General features: G+C 71.9%; 9 protein-coding genes, 1 tRNA gene and 1 rRNA gene. 10 read left to right on the forward strand and 1 reads right to left on the reverse strand.

All coding sequences use genetic code 11. From position 1 onward, the window contains the following. Positions 1 to 94: ribosomal RNA gene (gene rrf / locus BM242_RS25665) — 5S ribosomal RNA — on the forward strand; the annotation flags it as partial. A gap of 4 nt (positions 95 to 98) precedes the next feature. Next, positions 99 to 171 (forward strand) — tRNA-Thr (locus tag BM242_RS25670). Between the two features lie 95 nt (positions 172 to 266). Here BM242_RS25670 and BM242_RS25675 read toward each other — a convergent pair. Next, a complete protein-coding gene (locus BM242_RS25675; protein WP_093841327.1) occupies positions 267 to 2897 on the reverse strand; it encodes a SpoIIE family protein phosphatase in 2631 nt (876 codons plus the stop codon). 305 nt (positions 2898 to 3202) lie between these two features. On the opposite strand from BM242_RS25675, the gene BM242_RS25680 reads away from it, so the two are divergent. The 8 genes from BM242_RS25680 to BM242_RS25715 all read left to right on the forward strand — a co-directional run bounded on the left by BM242_RS25680 (position 3203) and on the right by BM242_RS25715 (position 17308). Then, positions 3203 to 8845 carry a HAMP domain-containing protein gene (locus BM242_RS25680; RefSeq protein WP_245834528.1) on the forward strand — a complete coding sequence of 1881 codons (5643 nt, stop codon included), beginning with the start codon at positions 3203 to 3205 and terminating at the stop codon, positions 8843 to 8845. A gap of 205 nt (positions 8846 to 9050) precedes the next feature. Continuing rightward, the gene (locus tag BM242_RS25685) at positions 9051 to 9734 is read left to right on the forward strand and encodes a response regulator (protein ID WP_093841329.1); all 684 of its coding nucleotides are present in this window, start codon (positions 9051 to 9053) and stop codon (positions 9732 to 9734) included. A 106-nt stretch (positions 9735 to 9840) separates the two neighbouring features. Next, positions 9841 to 12639 (forward strand): DNA translocase FtsK, encoded by a 2799-nt coding sequence (locus tag BM242_RS25690; RefSeq protein WP_093841330.1) that lies wholly within the window; start codon positions 9841 to 9843, stop codon positions 12637 to 12639. Positions 12640 to 12878: 239 nt separating this feature from the next. Next, complete coding sequence (locus BM242_RS25695; RefSeq protein WP_093841331.1) at positions 12879 to 13709, forward strand: helix-turn-helix domain-containing protein; 831 nt, start codon at positions 12879 to 12881, stop codon at positions 13707 to 13709. A gap of 153 nt (positions 13710 to 13862) precedes the next feature. Next, a complete protein-coding gene (gene rimO, locus BM242_RS25700) occupies positions 13863 to 15380 on the forward strand; it encodes a 30S ribosomal protein S12 methylthiotransferase RimO (RefSeq protein ID WP_093841332.1) in 1518 nt (505 codons plus the stop codon). Next, positions 15377 to 16114, forward strand: a complete 738-nt coding sequence (gene pgsA, locus BM242_RS25705) for a CDP-diacylglycerol--glycerol-3-phosphate 3-phosphatidyltransferase (RefSeq protein ID WP_093841333.1) — start codon at positions 15377 to 15379, stop codon at positions 16112 to 16114. The genes rimO and pgsA overlap by 4 nt, the downstream gene beginning before the upstream one ends. Positions 16115 to 16161: 47 nt before the next feature. Then, the gene (locus tag BM242_RS25710) at positions 16162 to 16635 is read left to right on the forward strand and encodes a CinA family protein (protein WP_093841334.1); all 474 of its coding nucleotides are present in this window, start codon (positions 16162 to 16164) and stop codon (positions 16633 to 16635) included. A gap of 295 nt (positions 16636 to 16930) precedes the next feature. Further along, a complete protein-coding gene (locus BM242_RS25715; protein ID WP_093841335.1) occupies positions 16931 to 17308 on the forward strand; it encodes a helix-turn-helix domain-containing protein in 378 nt (125 codons plus the stop codon). The last annotated feature ends 1 nt before the right edge of the window (position 17309 follow it).

Consider the following 17309-nt stretch of genomic DNA (forward strand, 5'->3'; position numbering starts at 1 on the left):
TACGCCCGGTTACTTTCCGAACCCGGAAGCTAAGCCTTGCTGCGCCGATGGTACTGCATGGGGGACCGTGTGGGAGAGTAGGTCGCCGCCGAACATCTGCCCCTATAGCTCAGTCGGCAGAGCGTCTCCATGGTAAGGAGAAGGTCAACGGTTCGATTCCGTTTGGGGGCTCTGGAAAAGCCTGATGGGCACTCGCCCGGCGAGTGCCCATCAGGCTTTTTGTCTTTCCCGGCCAGTTTCTCGGCTGTGCCTTCGGGCCGCCTCGTTCATTCCGGGACGCGAAGCGTCAGGATGGCCATGTCGTCCGACAGCGGGGCGGAGGCGAACCGTTCCACCGCGCGCTTGATCTTCGCTGCCACGGCCCCGGCGTTGAGGCCGGTGCAGGTTTTGAGGATCTCGGCCAGGCCGTCGTCGCCGAGCATGCGGGTTCCTTCGCGGCGTTCCGTGACGCCGTCGGTCACGCACAGCAGCACATCACCCGGGTCGAGCGTCACGGTCTGCTCGTGGAGTTCGAGATCCTCCATGACGCCGAGCAGCGGCTGCGGGTCGGTGGCCGGCTCGACGGTGCCGTCGGGGCGCAGGCGCAGCGGGAGCGGGTGCCCGGCGCACACCATTTTGAGTTCGGCGCCCCCGCCTGGCCTGGCGGCGAGCTCGCCGTACAGCAGGGTCAGAAAACGTGAGCGGGCGCCCTCGTCGAGAATGGCGGCATTGAGGCGTTCCAGCACGGCGGGGCCGCCCAGGCCCTCGCGGCCGAGGAGGCGCAGCGCATGCCGGGCCAGGCCGGTCACCGCGGCGGCCGGCGGGCCGGTGCCGCAGACATCGCCGATGGCCAGGCCGTAGACGCCCTCCCGGATGGGGAAGACGTCGTAGAAGTCCCCGCCGACCTCGTTGCCCTCGCCCGCCGGCTGGTAGATGACCTCGACCTCGACATTCACGCCCTCGATGGCCGGCAGACCGGGCGGCAGCAGGCTGCGCTGCAGGGACTGGCTGATGGCGGTGCGTTCGCTGTAGAGACGGGCGTTGTCCAGGGCGAGCGCGGCCCGGCGGGAGAGATCCTCGGCCAGCTCCAGGGTCTCCTGGCGGAAGTGCTCGTCGGCCGGCTTGCCCAGCACCAGCAGACCGATGACGCGGTTGCGGGCCAGCAGCGGCAGGATGACGGTCTCGCCGCCGACCGCCGCGGCCGTGGCCTGGCCGATCGGCGTATTGCCGCCGCCCACGCCGTTGAGGTCGCCCAGGGTGAGGCTGCGCAGCGAGGAGCGCAGCGGGATCTTGCGGCGGGCCGCCTCGGCCGGCTCGTGCCAGGTGCGGACGCCCAGGCCGGCGTCCGGGTCGGGCGGCGGCACCCGTTCCAGCAGATGGCGGATGCCGTCGATGCGGTCCTCGTCCTCGTGCAGCACATAGGACAGGACAGGCTCGGTGCCGGGTTCGGTGATGGTGTAGACGGCGCACCAGGCGGCCAGGGTGGGGACCGACATCTGGGCCATCAGAGCCAGTGTCTGGCGCGGATCGAGCGTCCCGGCCAGCAGCTCGGAGGCCTCGACCAGGAAGGAGAGCGAGCCGCGGCGCAGGCGTTCCAGCTCGGTCAGGCGGGCGGACTCCACGGCCAGGGCGACCCGGTCGGCGGCGAACTGGAGGCGCAGCGCCTCCTCGTTGGTGTAGCGGCCGGGGGACTCCGAGGCCACGCCGAGCGAGCCGGTCAGCCGGCCCTCCACCTTGAGCGGCACGGTCACCACGGCGTGCATGCCGGTGCCGCTGAGCAGCGGCACCGCGCCCGGGGCGGCGGCCAGGTCCTCGTGCACGGCGGGCATGCGCGCGGAGCCGTAGCGTCCGCTGCCGGTCTCCACCGGGACCCGGGCGAAGCGCTGGCGGGTGGAGGGCAGGCCGGTGGAGGCGCGGACCTCCAGCTCGGTTTCGTCGTCGGTGGCCAGCAGCAGGAAGGCGGCGTCGCCGTCGAGCATGTCGCGGGCGCGCTCCACGGTGCGCTGCAGCAGGCCGTCCAGATCGTCCGGGACGGGGGTGCCGATCAGGTCTTCCAGGGTGTCGGGTGCGGCGCCGCGTTGCATGGGGTCGCGGGGGCCGCCGCCGTGCCCGGGGCGCCGGCCGCCGCCCTGGAGGATGGCGCGCTCGTGCTCGGGCACGAGCAGGCAGACCGTGGAGGGTTCCCCATGGGTGTCGCGGATGCGCAGGTGGGAGGCGTAGACGGGGACGATGCGGCCGTCGGCGGCGCGCACCCCGTAGCTGCCCTCCCAGCGGGAGAGGGACAGTGCCTCGGCGATGCCGGTTCCGGTGCCCGGGCTGAGCGGCCAGGCGGCGAGGTCGGGCAGCGGCTTTCCGGTGACCTGCTCGGCGGGGTGGCCGAACAGCCGGCGGGCGTCGTCGTTCCAGGCGGTGATGGTGTGGGCGGCGTCCACCTGCACCACGGCCACCCGGGGCGGGGTCTCGGCGGTGGGCAGCTTCTCGACGGGGAGCACCGGGCCGGCGGAGCGGGTGCCGACCAGCAGCTCGGGCTCGTCCAGGCGGAACCAGACCCGCTTGTCCACGGCGGTGTACTCGACGCCCCAGCGGGTGGAGAGCGCGGCGCACAGCATCAGGCCGCGTCCGCCCTCGCTCTCGGCGTCCACATAGCCGCGCAGGGCCTCGGCGACCGGCAGGCCGCGCTCGGGGTGGCGGTCGGCGACCTCGACGCGGACGCCCTTGGCATCGCGCAGGCAGTGCACCTCGGCGCTGGTGCCCGCGTGGATCACGGCATTGGTGACGAGTTCGCTGGTGAGCACCACGGCGTCATCGATGAGGTCGTCCAGACCCCAGCCCTGGAGGGTGTCCCGGACGAAGCCGCGTGCGGTCGCGACGGAGCGCCCGACCGGCTCAAAGGTGGCCGCAGCTCGCGCGGTGATCACGTCACTCCCCCAAGAAGGTGTCTCGTCCGCCGTCCGCTCCCTCGCGGACGGCCAAGGGTCAGGTTACTGAGGTACCCGGCCGTGGTGGGCGGCGCATCCTGCGTTTTCCCTCCTTATGGGAACTGCCCGGTGCGCGATGCTGCCGAACTGTTATCGCCCGGTTGGGAATGGGTGAAACACTGGGGGTGCTGGACCGAAGATCCCGGCGGAAGAACCTAGCCTGCGGGAGGGCAACAGTGGCGGCTGAGGGAGCGGTGGCACGCGCCGGTACTCGTGCGCGTCAGGGCAGGGCGCGGAGCAACGGCATGGTGGACGTGGACGCCGCCGCTCTGGACCGTCTGCTCTCGGCTCTGGCGGCGATGCGGGACGGCAATTTCCGGCGGCGGCTGACGGTGGCGGGCGACGGCCCGATGGCCGAGCTGGCCGCTGTATTCAATGAAGTCGCGGACCGTAATCTTCATCTCACCGGACAATTGGCCCGGGTGCGGCGAGTGGCCGGCAGGGAGGGCAAACTCACCGAGCGGCTTGATGTCGGCGCCTGCGAGGGAGCCTGGGCGAAGGCCATCGATGACGCCAACGATCTGATGGAGGATCTGACCCGGCCGATGGCCGAGGTGGGCCATGTGCTCAGCTCGGTCGCCGAGGGTGATCTGTCGCAGCGGATGGATCTGCGCACCCAGGTGCGCAACGGTGCCAACCGGCCGCTGCGCGGCGAGTTCCTGAAGGTCGGGCGGACGGTGAACGGGCTGGTGGACCAGCTCTCCTCGTTCACCGACGAGATCTCCCGGGTCGCGAACGAGTTCGCCACCGAGGGCAAGCTGGGCGGCGGGGCGCGGCTGCGCGGTATGCAGGGGTCCTGGAAGGACCTGACCGACTCGGTCAACACCATGCTGTACCGGCTGACCGCCCAGGTGCGGGACATCTCGCATGTGACCACGGCGGTGGCGAACGGCGATCTGTCGCAGAAGGTCACCGTCCATGTGGACGGGGAGATGCTGGAGCTGAAGAACACCGTGAACCGCATGGTGGACCAGCTCTCGTCGTTCCAGTCCGAGGTGACCCGGGTGGCCCGTGAGGTGGGCACGGACGGCCAGCTCGGCGGTCAGGCGCAGGTGCAGGGCGTGGCCGGCGTGTGGAAGGACCTCACGGACAACGTCAACCAGATGGCGTCCAATCTGACCGCGCAGGTGCGGGAGATCTTCCGGGTGACCACGGCGGTCGCGGAGGGTGATCTGTCGCAGACCATCACGGTCTCGGCGCGCGGTGAGGTGGCGCAGCTCGCCGAGACGGTCAACGCCATGACCAAGACGCTGGCGGCGTTCGCGGCCGAGGTGACCCAGGCGGCGCTGGAGGTGGGCACCGAGGGCCGCCTGGGCGGTCAGGCGCAGGTGCCCGGTGTGGCCGGGGCCTGGAAGGATCTCAACGAGTCGGTCAACACGGCCTTCCGCAACCTCACCAACCAGGTGCGGGATATCGCCCAGGTGACCACGGCGGTGGCCAACGGCGACCTGACCCAGACGGTCACGGTGGACGTCAAGGGCGAGATGCTCGAACTGAAGAACACCGTGAACAAGATGGTCGGCCAGCTCTCGTCCTTCCAGTCGGAGGTGACCCGGGTCGCCCGGGAGATCGGTGACGAGGGACGGCTGGGCGGTCAGGCGCAGGTGCCCGGGGTCGCCGGGGCCTGGAAGGACCTGACCGACTCGGTGAACACGGCCTTCCGCAATCTGACCGACCAGGTGCGGGACATCGCCCAGGTGACGACGGCGGTCGCGGACGGCGACCTGACCCAGAAGGTCACCGTCGATGTGAAGGGCGAGATGCTGGAGCTGAAGAACACCATCAACAAGATGGTGGGACAGCTCTCCTCCTTCGCGGAACAGGTCACCCGGGTGGCCACCGAGGTGGGCATCGAGGGACGGCTGGGCGGCCAGGCCCAGGTGGAGGGCGTGTCCGGCACCTGGAAGGACCTGACCAACTCGGTGAACGGCATGGCCCGCAACCTCACCGAGCAGGTCCGGAACATCTCGCAGGTCACCACGGCGGTGGCGCGCGGTGACCTGTCGCAGAAGATCACCGTGGACGCCCGCGGGGAGATCCTGGAGCTCAAGAACACCTTCAACACCATGGTCGGGCAGCTCTCGGCCTTCGCCGAGCAGGTGACCCGGGTGGCGCTGGAGGTGGGCACCGAGGGCCGCCTGGGCGGCCAGGCGCTGGTGCCCGGGGTGGCCGGCGTGTGGCGGGACCTGACGAACTCGGTGAACGGCATGGCGCGCAATCTGACCGACCAGGTGCGCGGCATCTCCCAGGTGGCCACCGCGGTGGCCAGCGGCGACCTGACCCAGCGGATCACGGTCGACGCCCGGGGCGAGATCCTGTCCCTGAAGGACACCCTGAACACCATGGTCGATCAGCTCTCGTCGTTCGCCGAGCAGGTGACCCGGGTGGCCCGGGAGGTCGGCACGGAGGGACGGCTCGGCGGCCAGGCCGAGGTCCGGGGCGTCTCCGGCACCTGGAAGGACCTCACCGAGTCCGTGAACAACATGGCGAACAACCTGACCCTCCAGGTGCGCAACATCGCCGATGTGACCACGGCGGTGGCCAACGGGGACCTGACCAAGAAGATCACCGTGGACGCGCAGGGCGAGATCCTGGCGCTGGCGACCACGGTGAACGGCATGGTGGACCAGCTCTCCTCGTTCGCCGAGCAGGTCAGCCGGGTGGCGCGCGAGGTGGGTACCGAGGGGCAGCTGGGCGGCCAGGCCCGGGTGCTGGGGGTGTCCGGCACCTGGAAGGACCTCACGGACAACGTGAACCTGATGGCCCGCAACCTGACCAGCCAGGTGCGGAACATCTCGGACGTGGCGACGGCGGTGGCCGACGGCGACCTGACCCGCAAGGTGACGGTGGAGGCCAGCGGTGAGGTGGCGCAGCTCGCCGACACGGTGAACAAGATGGTCACCACGCTGTCGTCGTTCGCGGCCGAGGTGACCCGGGTGGCGCGCGAGGTGGGTACCGAGGGGCAGCTGGGCGGGCAGGCCCGGGTGCTGGGGGTGTCCGGCACCTGGAAGGACCTGACCGAGTCCGTCAACAGCATGGCGAACAACCTGACCGGCCAGGTGCGGAACATCGCCGAGGTCACCACCGCCATCGCCAAGGGCGATCTGACCAAGAAGATCGACATCGAGGCGCGCGGCGAGATCCTGGGGCTGAAGACCACGATCAACACGATGGTGGAGCAGCTGTCGTCGTTCGCCGACGAGGTGACCCGGGTGGCGCGCGAGGTGGGTACCGAGGGGCAGCTCGGCGGCCAGGCCCGGGTGCCGGATGTGGCGGGCACCTGGAAGGAGCTCACCGACTCGGTGAACGAGATGGCGGGCAATCTGACCCGCCAGGTGCGCGGCATGGCCAAGGTGGCCACCGCGGTGACCCGTGGCGAGCACGAGGTGACCATCGACGCCGAGGCGTCCGGCGAGATCCTGCAGCTCCAGGAACACATCAACACGATGATCAAGAACCTGCGGGACACCACCACGGCCAACAAGGAACAGGACTGGCTGAAGTCCAACCTGGCCCGGATCTCCAATCTGATGCAGGGGCGGCGCGACCTGAAGGAGGTCGCCGACCTGATCATGAGCGAGCTGGTGCCGGCGGTGCTGGCGCAGCACGGTGCCTTCTTCCTCGCGGTGCCGCTGGGCGCGGCCGACGACGTGGTGGCCGGTCCCGGCCGGGACGGCTCCTACGAGCTGCGGATGCTGTCCTCCTACGGCTATGCGGCGGGCACCATGCCGGCCAGCTTCCGGCCGGGCGAGTCGCTGGTCGGCACGGCGGCGCAGGAGCGCCGCACGGTGCTGGTGCGCAACGCCCCCGAGGGCTATCTGAAGATCTCTTCCGGGCTGGGCGAGGCCCCGCCGGCCGAGGTGATCGTGCTGCCGGTGCTGTTCCAGGACACCGTGCTGGGCGTGATGGAGCTGGCGGCGTTCCAGCAGTTCAGCCAGATCCAGCGGGACTTCCTGAGCCAGATGGCCGAGATGATCGCGACCAGCGTCAACACCATCGCGGTCAATGTCCGTACCGAGCGGCTGCTGACCCAGTCGCAGGAGCTGGCCGAGCAGCTCCAGGAGCGCTCGGTGGAACTGGAGAGCCAGCGGGCGGCGCTGCAGTCGTCCAACGCCGAGCTCAAGGAGAAGGCGGACCAGCTCGCCGAGACCAACCGGCACATCGAGGTCAAGAACTCGGAGATCGAGCAGGCACGGCAGGTGCTGGAGGAGCGCGCCGAGCAGCTCGCGCTCTCCATGCGGTACAAGTCCGAGTTCCTGGCCAATATGTCGCACGAGCTGCGCACGCCGCTGAACTCGCTGCTGATCCTGGCCAAGCTGCTGGCCGACAACGCGGAGAACAACCTCTCGCCCAAGCAGGTGGAGTTCGCCGAGACCATCCACGGCGCGGGCTCGGACCTGCTCCAGCTCATCAACGACATCCTCGACCTGTCCAAGGTGGAGGCCGGGAAGATGGAGGTCAGCCCCGCCCGGATCGCGCTGGTGCAGCTGGTGGACTACATCGAGGCGTCGGTGCGCCCGCTGACGGCGGAGAAGAACCTGGAGTTCTCGGTGCGGGTCTCGCCGGAGCTGCCGCCCACCCTGCACACCGACGAGCAGCGGCTGCTCCAGGTGCTGCGGAATCTGCTGTCCAACGCGGTGAAGTTCACCGAGAGCGGCTCGGTGGAGCTGGTGATCCGGCTGGCCGGGGGCGAGGTGCCGGGCGTGATCCGGCAGCAGATGCTGGACTCCGGTTCGATGAAGGATCCGCAGGCGCCGGTGGTGGCGTTCGCGGTGACCGACACCGGGATCGGCATCGCGCCCAGCAAGATGCGGGTGATCTTCGAGGCGTTCAAGCAGGCCGACGGCACCACCAGCCGCAAGTACGGCGGCACCGGACTGGGGCTGTCCATCAGCCGGGAGATCGCCCGGCTGCTCGGCGGCGAGATCCACGCGGCCAGCGAACCGGGCCGCGGCTCCACGTTCACGCTGTATCTGCCGCTGCATCCGGTGGAGCTGCCCCCGCCGGGCTACGCCCAGTTGGCGGTCGGGCTGCTGACCGCGGAGAGCGAGGGCAGCCGGGCCCGGTCGGCGGCGCTGGCGGCGGCCGGTGCCGCCGGCGCGGCAGCCGCCGCGCTGCCGGCCCCGCCGCCCGCCGCGGCGGGGCCCGAGGCGCCCGCCGAGGCGTCGCCACAGACCGCCCGGCAGACGGAGGCCCAGGAGGCCCAGGAGGCGCAGGAGGCGCAGGGGCCTGAGGAGCCGCGGGAGGGGCGGGAGCGGTCCGTGGCGGCGGCGGAGCCCGCCGCCGCGCCCGCCGGGCCCGGCCGGGCACCGGAGCCGGCCGGCGGCCCGGGCGGGGCCAATGGAACCGCGCCGCGTGAGCCGGAGGGTGCGATGACGCTCGCCGAGCGCACCGCGGAGTCCCTGGCCCGGCGCCGGCGCATGCGGGCCGAGGAGCCGGTCGCCGACACCCCGGCCGCCCCGGCCGGGGAGGGCGCCCCGGACCGCAAGTACGCCTTCCACCAGCAGAAGGTGCTGATCGTGGACGACGACGTGCGCAATGTCTTCGCCCTGACCAGCGTGCTGGAGCAGCACGGGCTCCAGGTGCTGTACGCGGAGAACGGCCGGGAGGGCATCGAGCGGCTGGAGTCCCACGAGGACGTGGCGCTGGTGCTGATGGACATCATGATGCCGGAGATGGACGGCTACGCCACGACCTCGGCGATCCGGCGGATGCCGCAGTTCTCCGGACTGCCGATCGTGGCGCTGACCGCCAAGGCCATGAAGGGCGACCGGGAGAAGAGCATCGAGTCCGGGGCCTCCGACCACGTCACCAAGCCGGTGGACCCGGACTATCTGCTGTCCGTGATCGGCCGGTGGCTGAGCGACGAGGAGTCTTCCGAGTCGTGAACACCGTTGCCGGCGCCCGGAGTAGGGGGAACCTTCCGGGCGCCGGGGACGTTGCGGTGCATGACGGTGACATCATCGTGACTGGGTGTGTCCGGGCCCGGGATGCGGCTACCATGTGCGGCACGGACAGCGGGGCGGCGCATCAGGGTGCCGCTCCGGAGGGCGGCAGCAGCGGCCAAGCCGCGGGGCGGAGGAGGAGCAGGCCATGGTGCAGAAGGCCAAGATCCTCCTGGTCGATGACCGGCCGGAGAATCTGCTCGCGCTGGAGGCCATTCTCTCGGCGCTCGATCAGACCCTGGTCCGGGCATCCTCCGGGGAGGAAGCACTCAAGGCACTGCTCACGGACGATTTCGCGGTGATCCTGCTCGATGTGCAGATGCCGGGCATGGACGGCTTCGAAACGGCCGCGCACATCAAGCGGCGGGAGCGCACCCGGGACATCCCGATCATCTTCCTCACCGCGATCAACCACGGGCCGCACCACACCTTCCGCGGCTATGCGGCCGGGGCGGTGGACTACATCTCCAAGCCGTTCGACCCGTGGGTGCTGCGGGCGAAGGTCTCGGTCTTCGTGGATCTCTACATGAAGAACCTTCAGCTCCGCGAGCAGGCCGCGCTGTTGCGCCGGGAACTGGACGGCGGCGCGGTCCCGGAGAACGGCACCGGCCAGGTCAACGGCGGCCTGCTGCCGGAGCTCTCGGCGCGGCTGGCGGCCGTGGAGGAACAGGCCGAGGCGCTGAGCAAGGAACTGGAGAAGGCACCGGGTGGCAACACCACCGCGGTGGCCACCGCGGCGCACCTGGAGCGCAAGCTGCGTTCCCTGCGCCGTGCCTTCGACGCCCTGGACCCCGGCGGCTCCGGCCCCGGCCAGGGCGACAAGCCCGCCTGAACGAACTCCCGCCCGCCGCCGCGCCGGTGACACCGGGGCGCGGGCCCGGGTGTCCGGGGCGGCATTCCTCCGTGCCGCGGCTCACCGTCCCCGGTAACCTCACCCCATGGCCTCAGGTACGTCCGGCAGAAATCCCCAGGACACGCGCGCCGGGCGCAGTGGCGGGGGACCGAAGAAGGCGGCGGCCCGCAAACCGGCCGCCGGGAAGACGGCTGCCAAGAAGACCGCCGCCAAGAAGACCACGGCCGCAAAGACCCCGGCCGTGAAGGCACCGGCGGTCCGGCAGCCCCCGCGCAACCCCGTGCTGCGGCTGCTGCGCGCCCTGTGGATGGGCATCGCCCACCCCCTGGGCGCCCTGCTGCGCTCGATAGGAAAGGGCGCCCGAGGGCTCGACCCGGCGCACCGCAAGGACGGCGAGGCGCTGCTGCTGATCGGCCTGGCCCTGGTGGTGGCCGCCGGCACCTGGTCCAGCCCGCAGGGGCCGGTGGGCGATCTGGTGACCCTGGTGGTCACCGGCGCCCTGGGCCGGCTGGATCTGGTGCTGCCGCTGCTGCTGCTGTTCATGGCGGTGCGGCTGTTCCGCTATCCGCAGCAGCCGGAGGCCAACGGGCGGATCGTCATCGGTCTGAGCGCGCTGGTGCTCGGGGTGCTGGGGCTGGTGCACACCGCCACCGGTGCGCCGGGGCGCAGTGCCGGGGCGCAGGCCCTGCAGGACGCCGGCGGGCTGATCGGCTGGGCCGCCTCCCGGCCGCTGATCTTCCTGGTCGGCGAGGTGCTGGCGGTGCCGTTGCTGCTGCTGGTCACCGTGTTCGGGGTGCTGGTGGTGACGGCCACGCCGGTGAACGCGATTCCGCGCCGGCTGCGCGCGGCGGCGGTCCGGCTGGGCCTGCTGGAGGCGCCCAGTGAACAGGAACCGGCCCCGGCACCGGCCGCGGCGGGGGCCGACGACGACGGCCCGGAGGACTGGGACGCCGCCGAGGAGAACGCACTGCGCCGGGCCCGGCTGCGCGCCCTGCCCGGCGGCCGGGACCCCTCCGGGGAGCCGGGTGCCGGTCCCGGGGCCGGCCGGGGCCGCGGCCGGGGCTCCCGGCGGCGCACCGCCAAACCCGCGGCGGAGCCGTCCGCCGGCGACCATGTGGTGGGCGATCCGGTGGACGTGGCCGCCGCGGCGGCCGCCGCGCTGGACGGCGCGGTGCTGCACGGCGTCAACCCCTCGCCGGTGGTGGCCGATCTCAGCAGCCGGATCAGCATGCGCCGCGCCGACCCGGGCACCGCCTCGGCGGCCCCGGTCGCGGAGCCCGCGGCGCCCGGCCGGGGGGAGGGCGAGGGCGACCCGGCCGCCTCGCGGGTGCCGGATCTGACCAAGCCCGCGCCGGTCTCCTCCGAGCCCCTGCCGCCGCGCGCCGAACAGCTCCAGCTCGCCGGGGACATCACCTACACGCTGCCCGCCCTGGACCTGCTGGAGCGCGGCGGGCCCGGCCGTACCCGCAGCCCGGCCAACGACGCCGTGGTGGATTCCCTCACCGAGGTCTTCTCCCAGTTCAAGGTGGACGCCCGGGTCACCGGCTTCACCCGGGGCCCGACCGTCACCCGCTACGAGGTGGAGCTCGGCCCGGCCGTCAAGGTGGAGAAGATCACCGCGCTCACCAAGAACATCGCCTATGCGGTGGCCAGCCCGGATGTGCGGATCATCAGCCCCATCCCGGGCAAGTCCGCGGTCGGCATCGAGATCCCCAACAGCGACCGGGAGATGGTCAACCTCGGCGACGTGCTGCGCACCGCGGACGCGGTGGGGGAGGACCACCCGCTGGTGGTGGCCCTGGGCAAGAACGTGGAGGGCGGCTACGAGACGGCCAATCTGGCCCGGATGCCGCATCTGCTGGTGGCCGGCGCCACCGGCTCCGGCAAGTCCTCCAACATCAACTGCCTGATCACCTCGCTGCTGATGCGGGCCACCCCGGAGCAGGTGCGGCTGGTCCTGGTGGACCCCAAGCGCGTCGAGCTGACCGCCTACGAGGGCATCCCGCATCTGATCACCCCGATCATCACCAACCCCAAGCGGGCCGCCGAGGCGCTCCAGTGGGTGGTGCGCGAGATGGACCTGCGCTACGACGACCTCGCCACCTACGGCTACCGGCACATCGACGACTTCAACACGGCGGTGCGCTCCGGCAGGCTCACGGCGGCCGAGGGCGAGGAGCGCGAGCTGAGCCCTTATCCGTATCTGCTGGTCATCGTGGACGAGCTGGCCGACCTGATGATGGTGGCGCCGCGGGACGTGGAGGACGCGATCGTGCGGATCACCCAGCTCGCCCGCGCTGCCGGCATCCATCTGGTGCTGGCCACCCAGCGGCCCAGCGTGGACGTCGTGACCGGCCTGATCAAGGCGAATGTGCCGTCCCGGCTGGCCTTCGCCACCTCCTCGCTCGCCGACAGCCGGGTCATCCTGGACCAGGCCGGGGCGGAGAAGCTGATCGGCAAGGGCGACGCCCTCTTCCTGCCCATGGGCGCGGGCAAGCCGGTCCGGATGCAGGGCGCGTTCGTCACCGAGGGGGAGATCGCCGCGGTCGTGGCGCACTGCAAGCAGCAGATGGCCCCGGTGTTCCGGGACGATGTGGTGGTCGGCGGCAAGGACCGGAAGAAGGAGATCGACGAGGAGATCGGCGACGACCTGGACCTGCTCTGCCAGGCCGCCGAGCTGGTGGTCGGCACCCAGTTCGGCTCCACCTCCATGCTCCAGCGCAAGCTGCGGGTCGGCTTCGCCAAGGCGGGCCGGCTGATGGACCTGATGGAGAGCCGGGGCGTGGTCGGCCCCAGCGAGGGCTCCAAGGCCCGGGACGTGCTCGTCAAACCGGACGAACTCGACGGTGTTCTTGCCCTTCTCCGGGGTGAAAACGGGTCATAGCGCGGATGGCGGACCGACCGTGGGGGAAGGGGTTGCGGCACGGCCGCCGCCGGCCGGTGCGCCACCCCGCGGGGCGCATTGTCCGGCGGCCGGCCACAGTCCGCCAGCCGTGCCGGGCCGCCGGAGCCACCCGGCACCAGATGGCCCACAAACTGAGGTCATCCCGCTTGCCGCTCCCTTCCCCCGAGCCCCTAGACTTGTCCGCATAACACGCGGCTTCACGCTCGAAAGGCGCCCCCGTGTCCCACGGCAACTCACCCCCCAGCGACCGGCCTTCGGTCGGCCGGACCCTCCAGCAGGCCCGTCTGGCAGCCAAGCTGACCGTGGAGGAGGTCAGCGCGACAACGCGCGTACGCGTCCCCATCATCCAGTCCATCGAGCAGGACGATTTCTCGCGCTGCGGCGGCGACGTCTACGCCCGCGGCCATATCCGGACGCTGGCGCGCGCCGTGGGTATCGATCCCGCCGAACTGATCGAGCAGTTCAACGCCGAGCGGGGCACCGCGCCGGTGACGGTCCCGACCGCGCCGGTGTTCGAGGCCGAGCGGATCCGTCCCGAGCCGCGCCGCCCGAACTGGACGGCCGCCATGATGGCCGCGATCGTCGCCGTCGTCGGCTTTGTGGCGTTCACCGTGTTCAGCGGGGACGACAAGGAAACCGGCACGGTCGCCGAGGACACCACCAACGGCGGCCCGCAGGCCGAGGAGACCACCGGCCCGGAGCCGGAGGAGGAGCCGGGCAAGCCCGTGGGTGACACCGGGCAGCAGCCCGAGCCCACCCCGACCGACAGCGCGGTGGCCGGTGTGCCCGCCGACAAGGTCACGGTCAAGGTGGAGGCCAACGGCCGGAGCTGGATCTCGGTCAAGGACCAGAACGGGCAGCAGCTCTTCGAGGGCGAGCTGAACAGCGGCGACTCCGAGACCTTCACCGCGGACGAGCAGATCGACCTGGTCACCGGGAACGCCGGCGCCATAGAGCTCTACGTCAACGGCAAGCACATCGACGACGTGGGCGGCGCCGGCGAGGTGCAGCGGCTCAGCTTCACCAAGGGAGATCCCGAGGAGGGCTGAGCCCTTCCGCATCCCGGGGCCCTTGTCCGGTCCCGTCCCGCTCTTCCCGGCCCCCGCCGCGGCGCACCCGCGGCGGGGGCCGGCCGGCGTTCGGGCACCAGTCCCCGGCCGTCCCGCGCGGAGAGCCGCTCCGGGACGAAGTACGCTGAGAGCATGTCTGAACGCCGCACCGTCGCCCTGGTCACCCTTGGCTGCGCCCGTAACGAGGTGGACTCCGAAGAGCTGGCCGGCCGGCTGGCCGCGGACGGCTGGGACCTGGTGACCGACGCCGGGCAGGCCGACATCGCCGTGGTCAACACCTGCGGTTTTGTGGAGGCGGCCAAGAAGGACTCGGTCGACGCCCTGCTGGAGGCGAGCGACCTCAAGGGCGCGGCCGGTGGCCGCACCCGCGCCGTGGTGGCGGTCGGCTGCATGGCCGAGCGGTACGGCAAGGAGCTCGCCGAGGCGCTGCCCGAGGCGGACGGCGTGCTCGGCTTCGACGACTACGCGGACATCTCCGACCGCCTGCAGACCATCCTCTCCGGCGGCCGTCACACCGCGCATGTGCCGCGTGACCGCCGCAAGCTGCTGCCGGTCAGCCCGGCCGAGCGGCAGGACGGCGCCGCCGGGGTGGCGGTGCCCGGCCACGGCCACGGGGCTCCGGGCGACCTGCCGCCGGGGCTGGCCCCCGCCTCCGGGCCGCGCGCCCCGCTGCGCCGCCGCCTGGACAGCAGCCCGGTGGCGTCGGTGAAGCTGGCCTCCGGCTGCGACCGGCGGTGCACCTTCTGCGCCATCCCCGCCTTCCGCGGCTCCTTCATCTCCCGGCGGCCGTCGGATGTGCTGAACGAGGCCCGCTGGCTGGCGGAGCAGGGCGTGCGGGAGATCATGCTGGTCTCCGAGAACAACACCTCCTACGGCAAGGACCTGGGCGACATCCGGCTGCTGGAGGCGCTGCTGCCGGAACTGGCCGCGGTGGACGGCCTGGAACGGATCCGGGTCAGCTATCTGCAGCCCGCCGAGATGCGGCCGGGGCTGATCGAGGTGCTCACCGGCACCGAGAAGGTCGCGCCGTACTTCGACCTCTCCTTCCAGCACTCGGCGCCGGGCGTGCTGCGCGCCATGCGGCGGTTCGGCGACACCGACCGGTTCCTGGAGCTGCTGGACACCATCCGGACCCGGGCGCCGCGGGCCGGGGTGCGGTCCAACTTCATCGTCGGCTTCCCCGGCGAGAGCGAGGCCGACCTGGCCGAACTGGAGCGCTTTCTGAACGGGGCCCGGCTGGACGCGATCGGGATCTTCGGCTACTCCGACGAGGACGGCACCGAGGCGGCCGGTTTCGACGGCAAGCTCGCCCCCGAGGCGGTCGCCGAGCGGGTGGAGCGGGTGACCCGGCTGGCCGAGGAACTGACCGCGCAGCGCGCCGAGGAGCGGATCGGGGAGACGGCCCGGGTGCTGGTCGAGGCGGTGGAGCCGGACGGCACGGCGGTGGGGCGCGGGGCGCACCAGGCGCCCGAGACCGACGGCCAGATCACGATCGGGCCCGGCGGCGGCGAGCCGCCGCGGGTGGGCGCCTTCGTCGAGGCGGAGATCACCGGAACCGAGGGCGTGGACCTGTTCGCGGTGCAGCGTGCGGCGGCGCCGGGCGCGGAGCGGGAACCGGCCTCCGCGATGGCAGCCGGGGCGGCCGGATGACGCGGGTACCGGCGGCCTCGGCCGCGGGCGCCGGGCGCGGCCGAGGCCGGGGCGGCGCGGGACCGGCGCCCAAGGCGTCCGCGGCGGCGGGCAAGGACACCGGTGCGGGCGGGGCCGGCGAGGGCTCCTCCGCCACCGCCCGGAGCGCCGGGCTGTGGAACCTGGCCAACATCCTCACCATGGTGCGGCTGCTGCTGGTTCCCGGGCTGGTGCTGCTGATGTTCGTGGACGGCGGGCATGACCCGGCCTGGCGCTCGCTGGCCTGGGCGGCGTTCACCATCGCCATGATCACCGACCTGTTCGACGGCGAGATCGCCCGGCGGCGTGATCTGGTCACCGACTTCGGCAAGATCGCCGACCCGATCGCGGACAAGGCGATCATGGGTGCCGCGCTGGTCTGCCTGTCCGTCCTGGGCGACCTGGACTGGTGGGTGACGGTGGTGGTCCTGGCCCGGGAGATCGGTATCACCCTGATGCGGTTCTGGGTGATCAGGCACGGGGTGATCCCGGCCGGCCGGGGCGGCAAGATGAAGACCCTGGCGCAGGGCATCGCGGTCGGGATGTACATTCTGGCGCTGACCGGGCCGCTGGCCACGCTGCGCTGGTGGGTGATGGCGGTGGCGGTCGCGCTCACCGTGCTGACCGGGCTGGACTACATCCGGCAGGCCGTGACGCTGCGGCGGCGCGGGCTGGCCCGGGAGCGGCGGCAGCGGGCCGCGGGCGGCGGGGGATGAGCGGGCCGGGCGGCCGGGGGGCCGTTGCCGCGGGGGACGGGACGGGCATGGCGGAGCAGGTGCTGGAGCTGCTCCTGGCACGCGGGCAGACCCTGGCGGTGGCCGAATCGCTCACCGGCGGGCTGGTGGCCGCGGCGCTGACCGGCGTACCGGGCGCTTCCCGGGCGTTCCGGGGTTCGGTGACCGCCTATGCCACCGGACTGAAACAGGAACTGCTGGGCGTGGACGGCGCACTGCTGGCCGAGCGCGGCGCGGTGGACCCCGAGGTCGCCCGGCAGATGGCGCTGGGCGTGCGGGACCGGCTGGGCGCGGACTGGGGCATCTCCACCACGGGGGTCGCCGGGCCGGAGCCGCAGGACGGCAAACCCGTGGGCACGGTGTACACGGCGGTGGCCGCACCGGGGGCGGCGGAGGCGCTGGCGCTGCGGCTGGCCACGGACGGTGACCGGGCGGCGATCCGGGCCGCCAGTGTGCGGGGCGTGCTGACCGCACTCCGCAACGCATTGGTCGAGGCGGGCTGACCGGCTTCCGGGCCGGCGCTGCATATGCCGCGGCTTCATCGGGCGTGCACCCGCCGGATCGTGGGTACCGGAGTTGATGCTGGGCGCACACTCCGTGGATCGCTCAGTGGATCAGGGTGTGACGCGCTCCCGATGGGTGTACGGTCGGGACGCGGGGAGTTCACACGAATGGATCTAGCGCCCACACCATGCGCCTTCAGCGAACACGGCAGCCTTCCCCTCACGGTTGGAGTCCGAGGCGGTACGGTGGGGCATGAAGCTAAGCGAGGCCAACGGTCCGAGGAGGGAGCCACCGATGATTCTGCTCCGTCGCCTGCTGGGTGACGTGCTGCGTCGGCAGCGCCAACGTCAGGGCCGCACGCTGCGCGAAGTGTCCTCGTCGGCCCGGGTCTCGCTGGGGTACCTCTCCGAGGTGGAGCGCGGACAGAAGGAAGCGTCCTCGGAACTGCTCGCCTCGATCTGCGACGCCCTCGACCTGAGGATGTCGGAGCTGCTGCGCGAGGTGAGTGACGAGCTGGCGCTGGCCGAGCTCGCCCAGTCCGCGGCGAGTGACACCGTGCCCGCCCCGATGCGGCCGATGCTCAACCCCGTCCGGGTCACCTCGGTCACCAGCCGGCCGGACAGCGTCACCATCAAGGCGCCGGCCGAGGCCGTCGACGTCGTCGCCGCCTGAC

This window comes from Streptomyces aidingensis, from assembly GCF_900112355.1.
GTDB classification, from domain to species: domain Bacteria; phylum Actinomycetota; class Actinomycetes; order Streptomycetales; family Streptomycetaceae; genus Streptomyces; species Streptomyces aidingensis.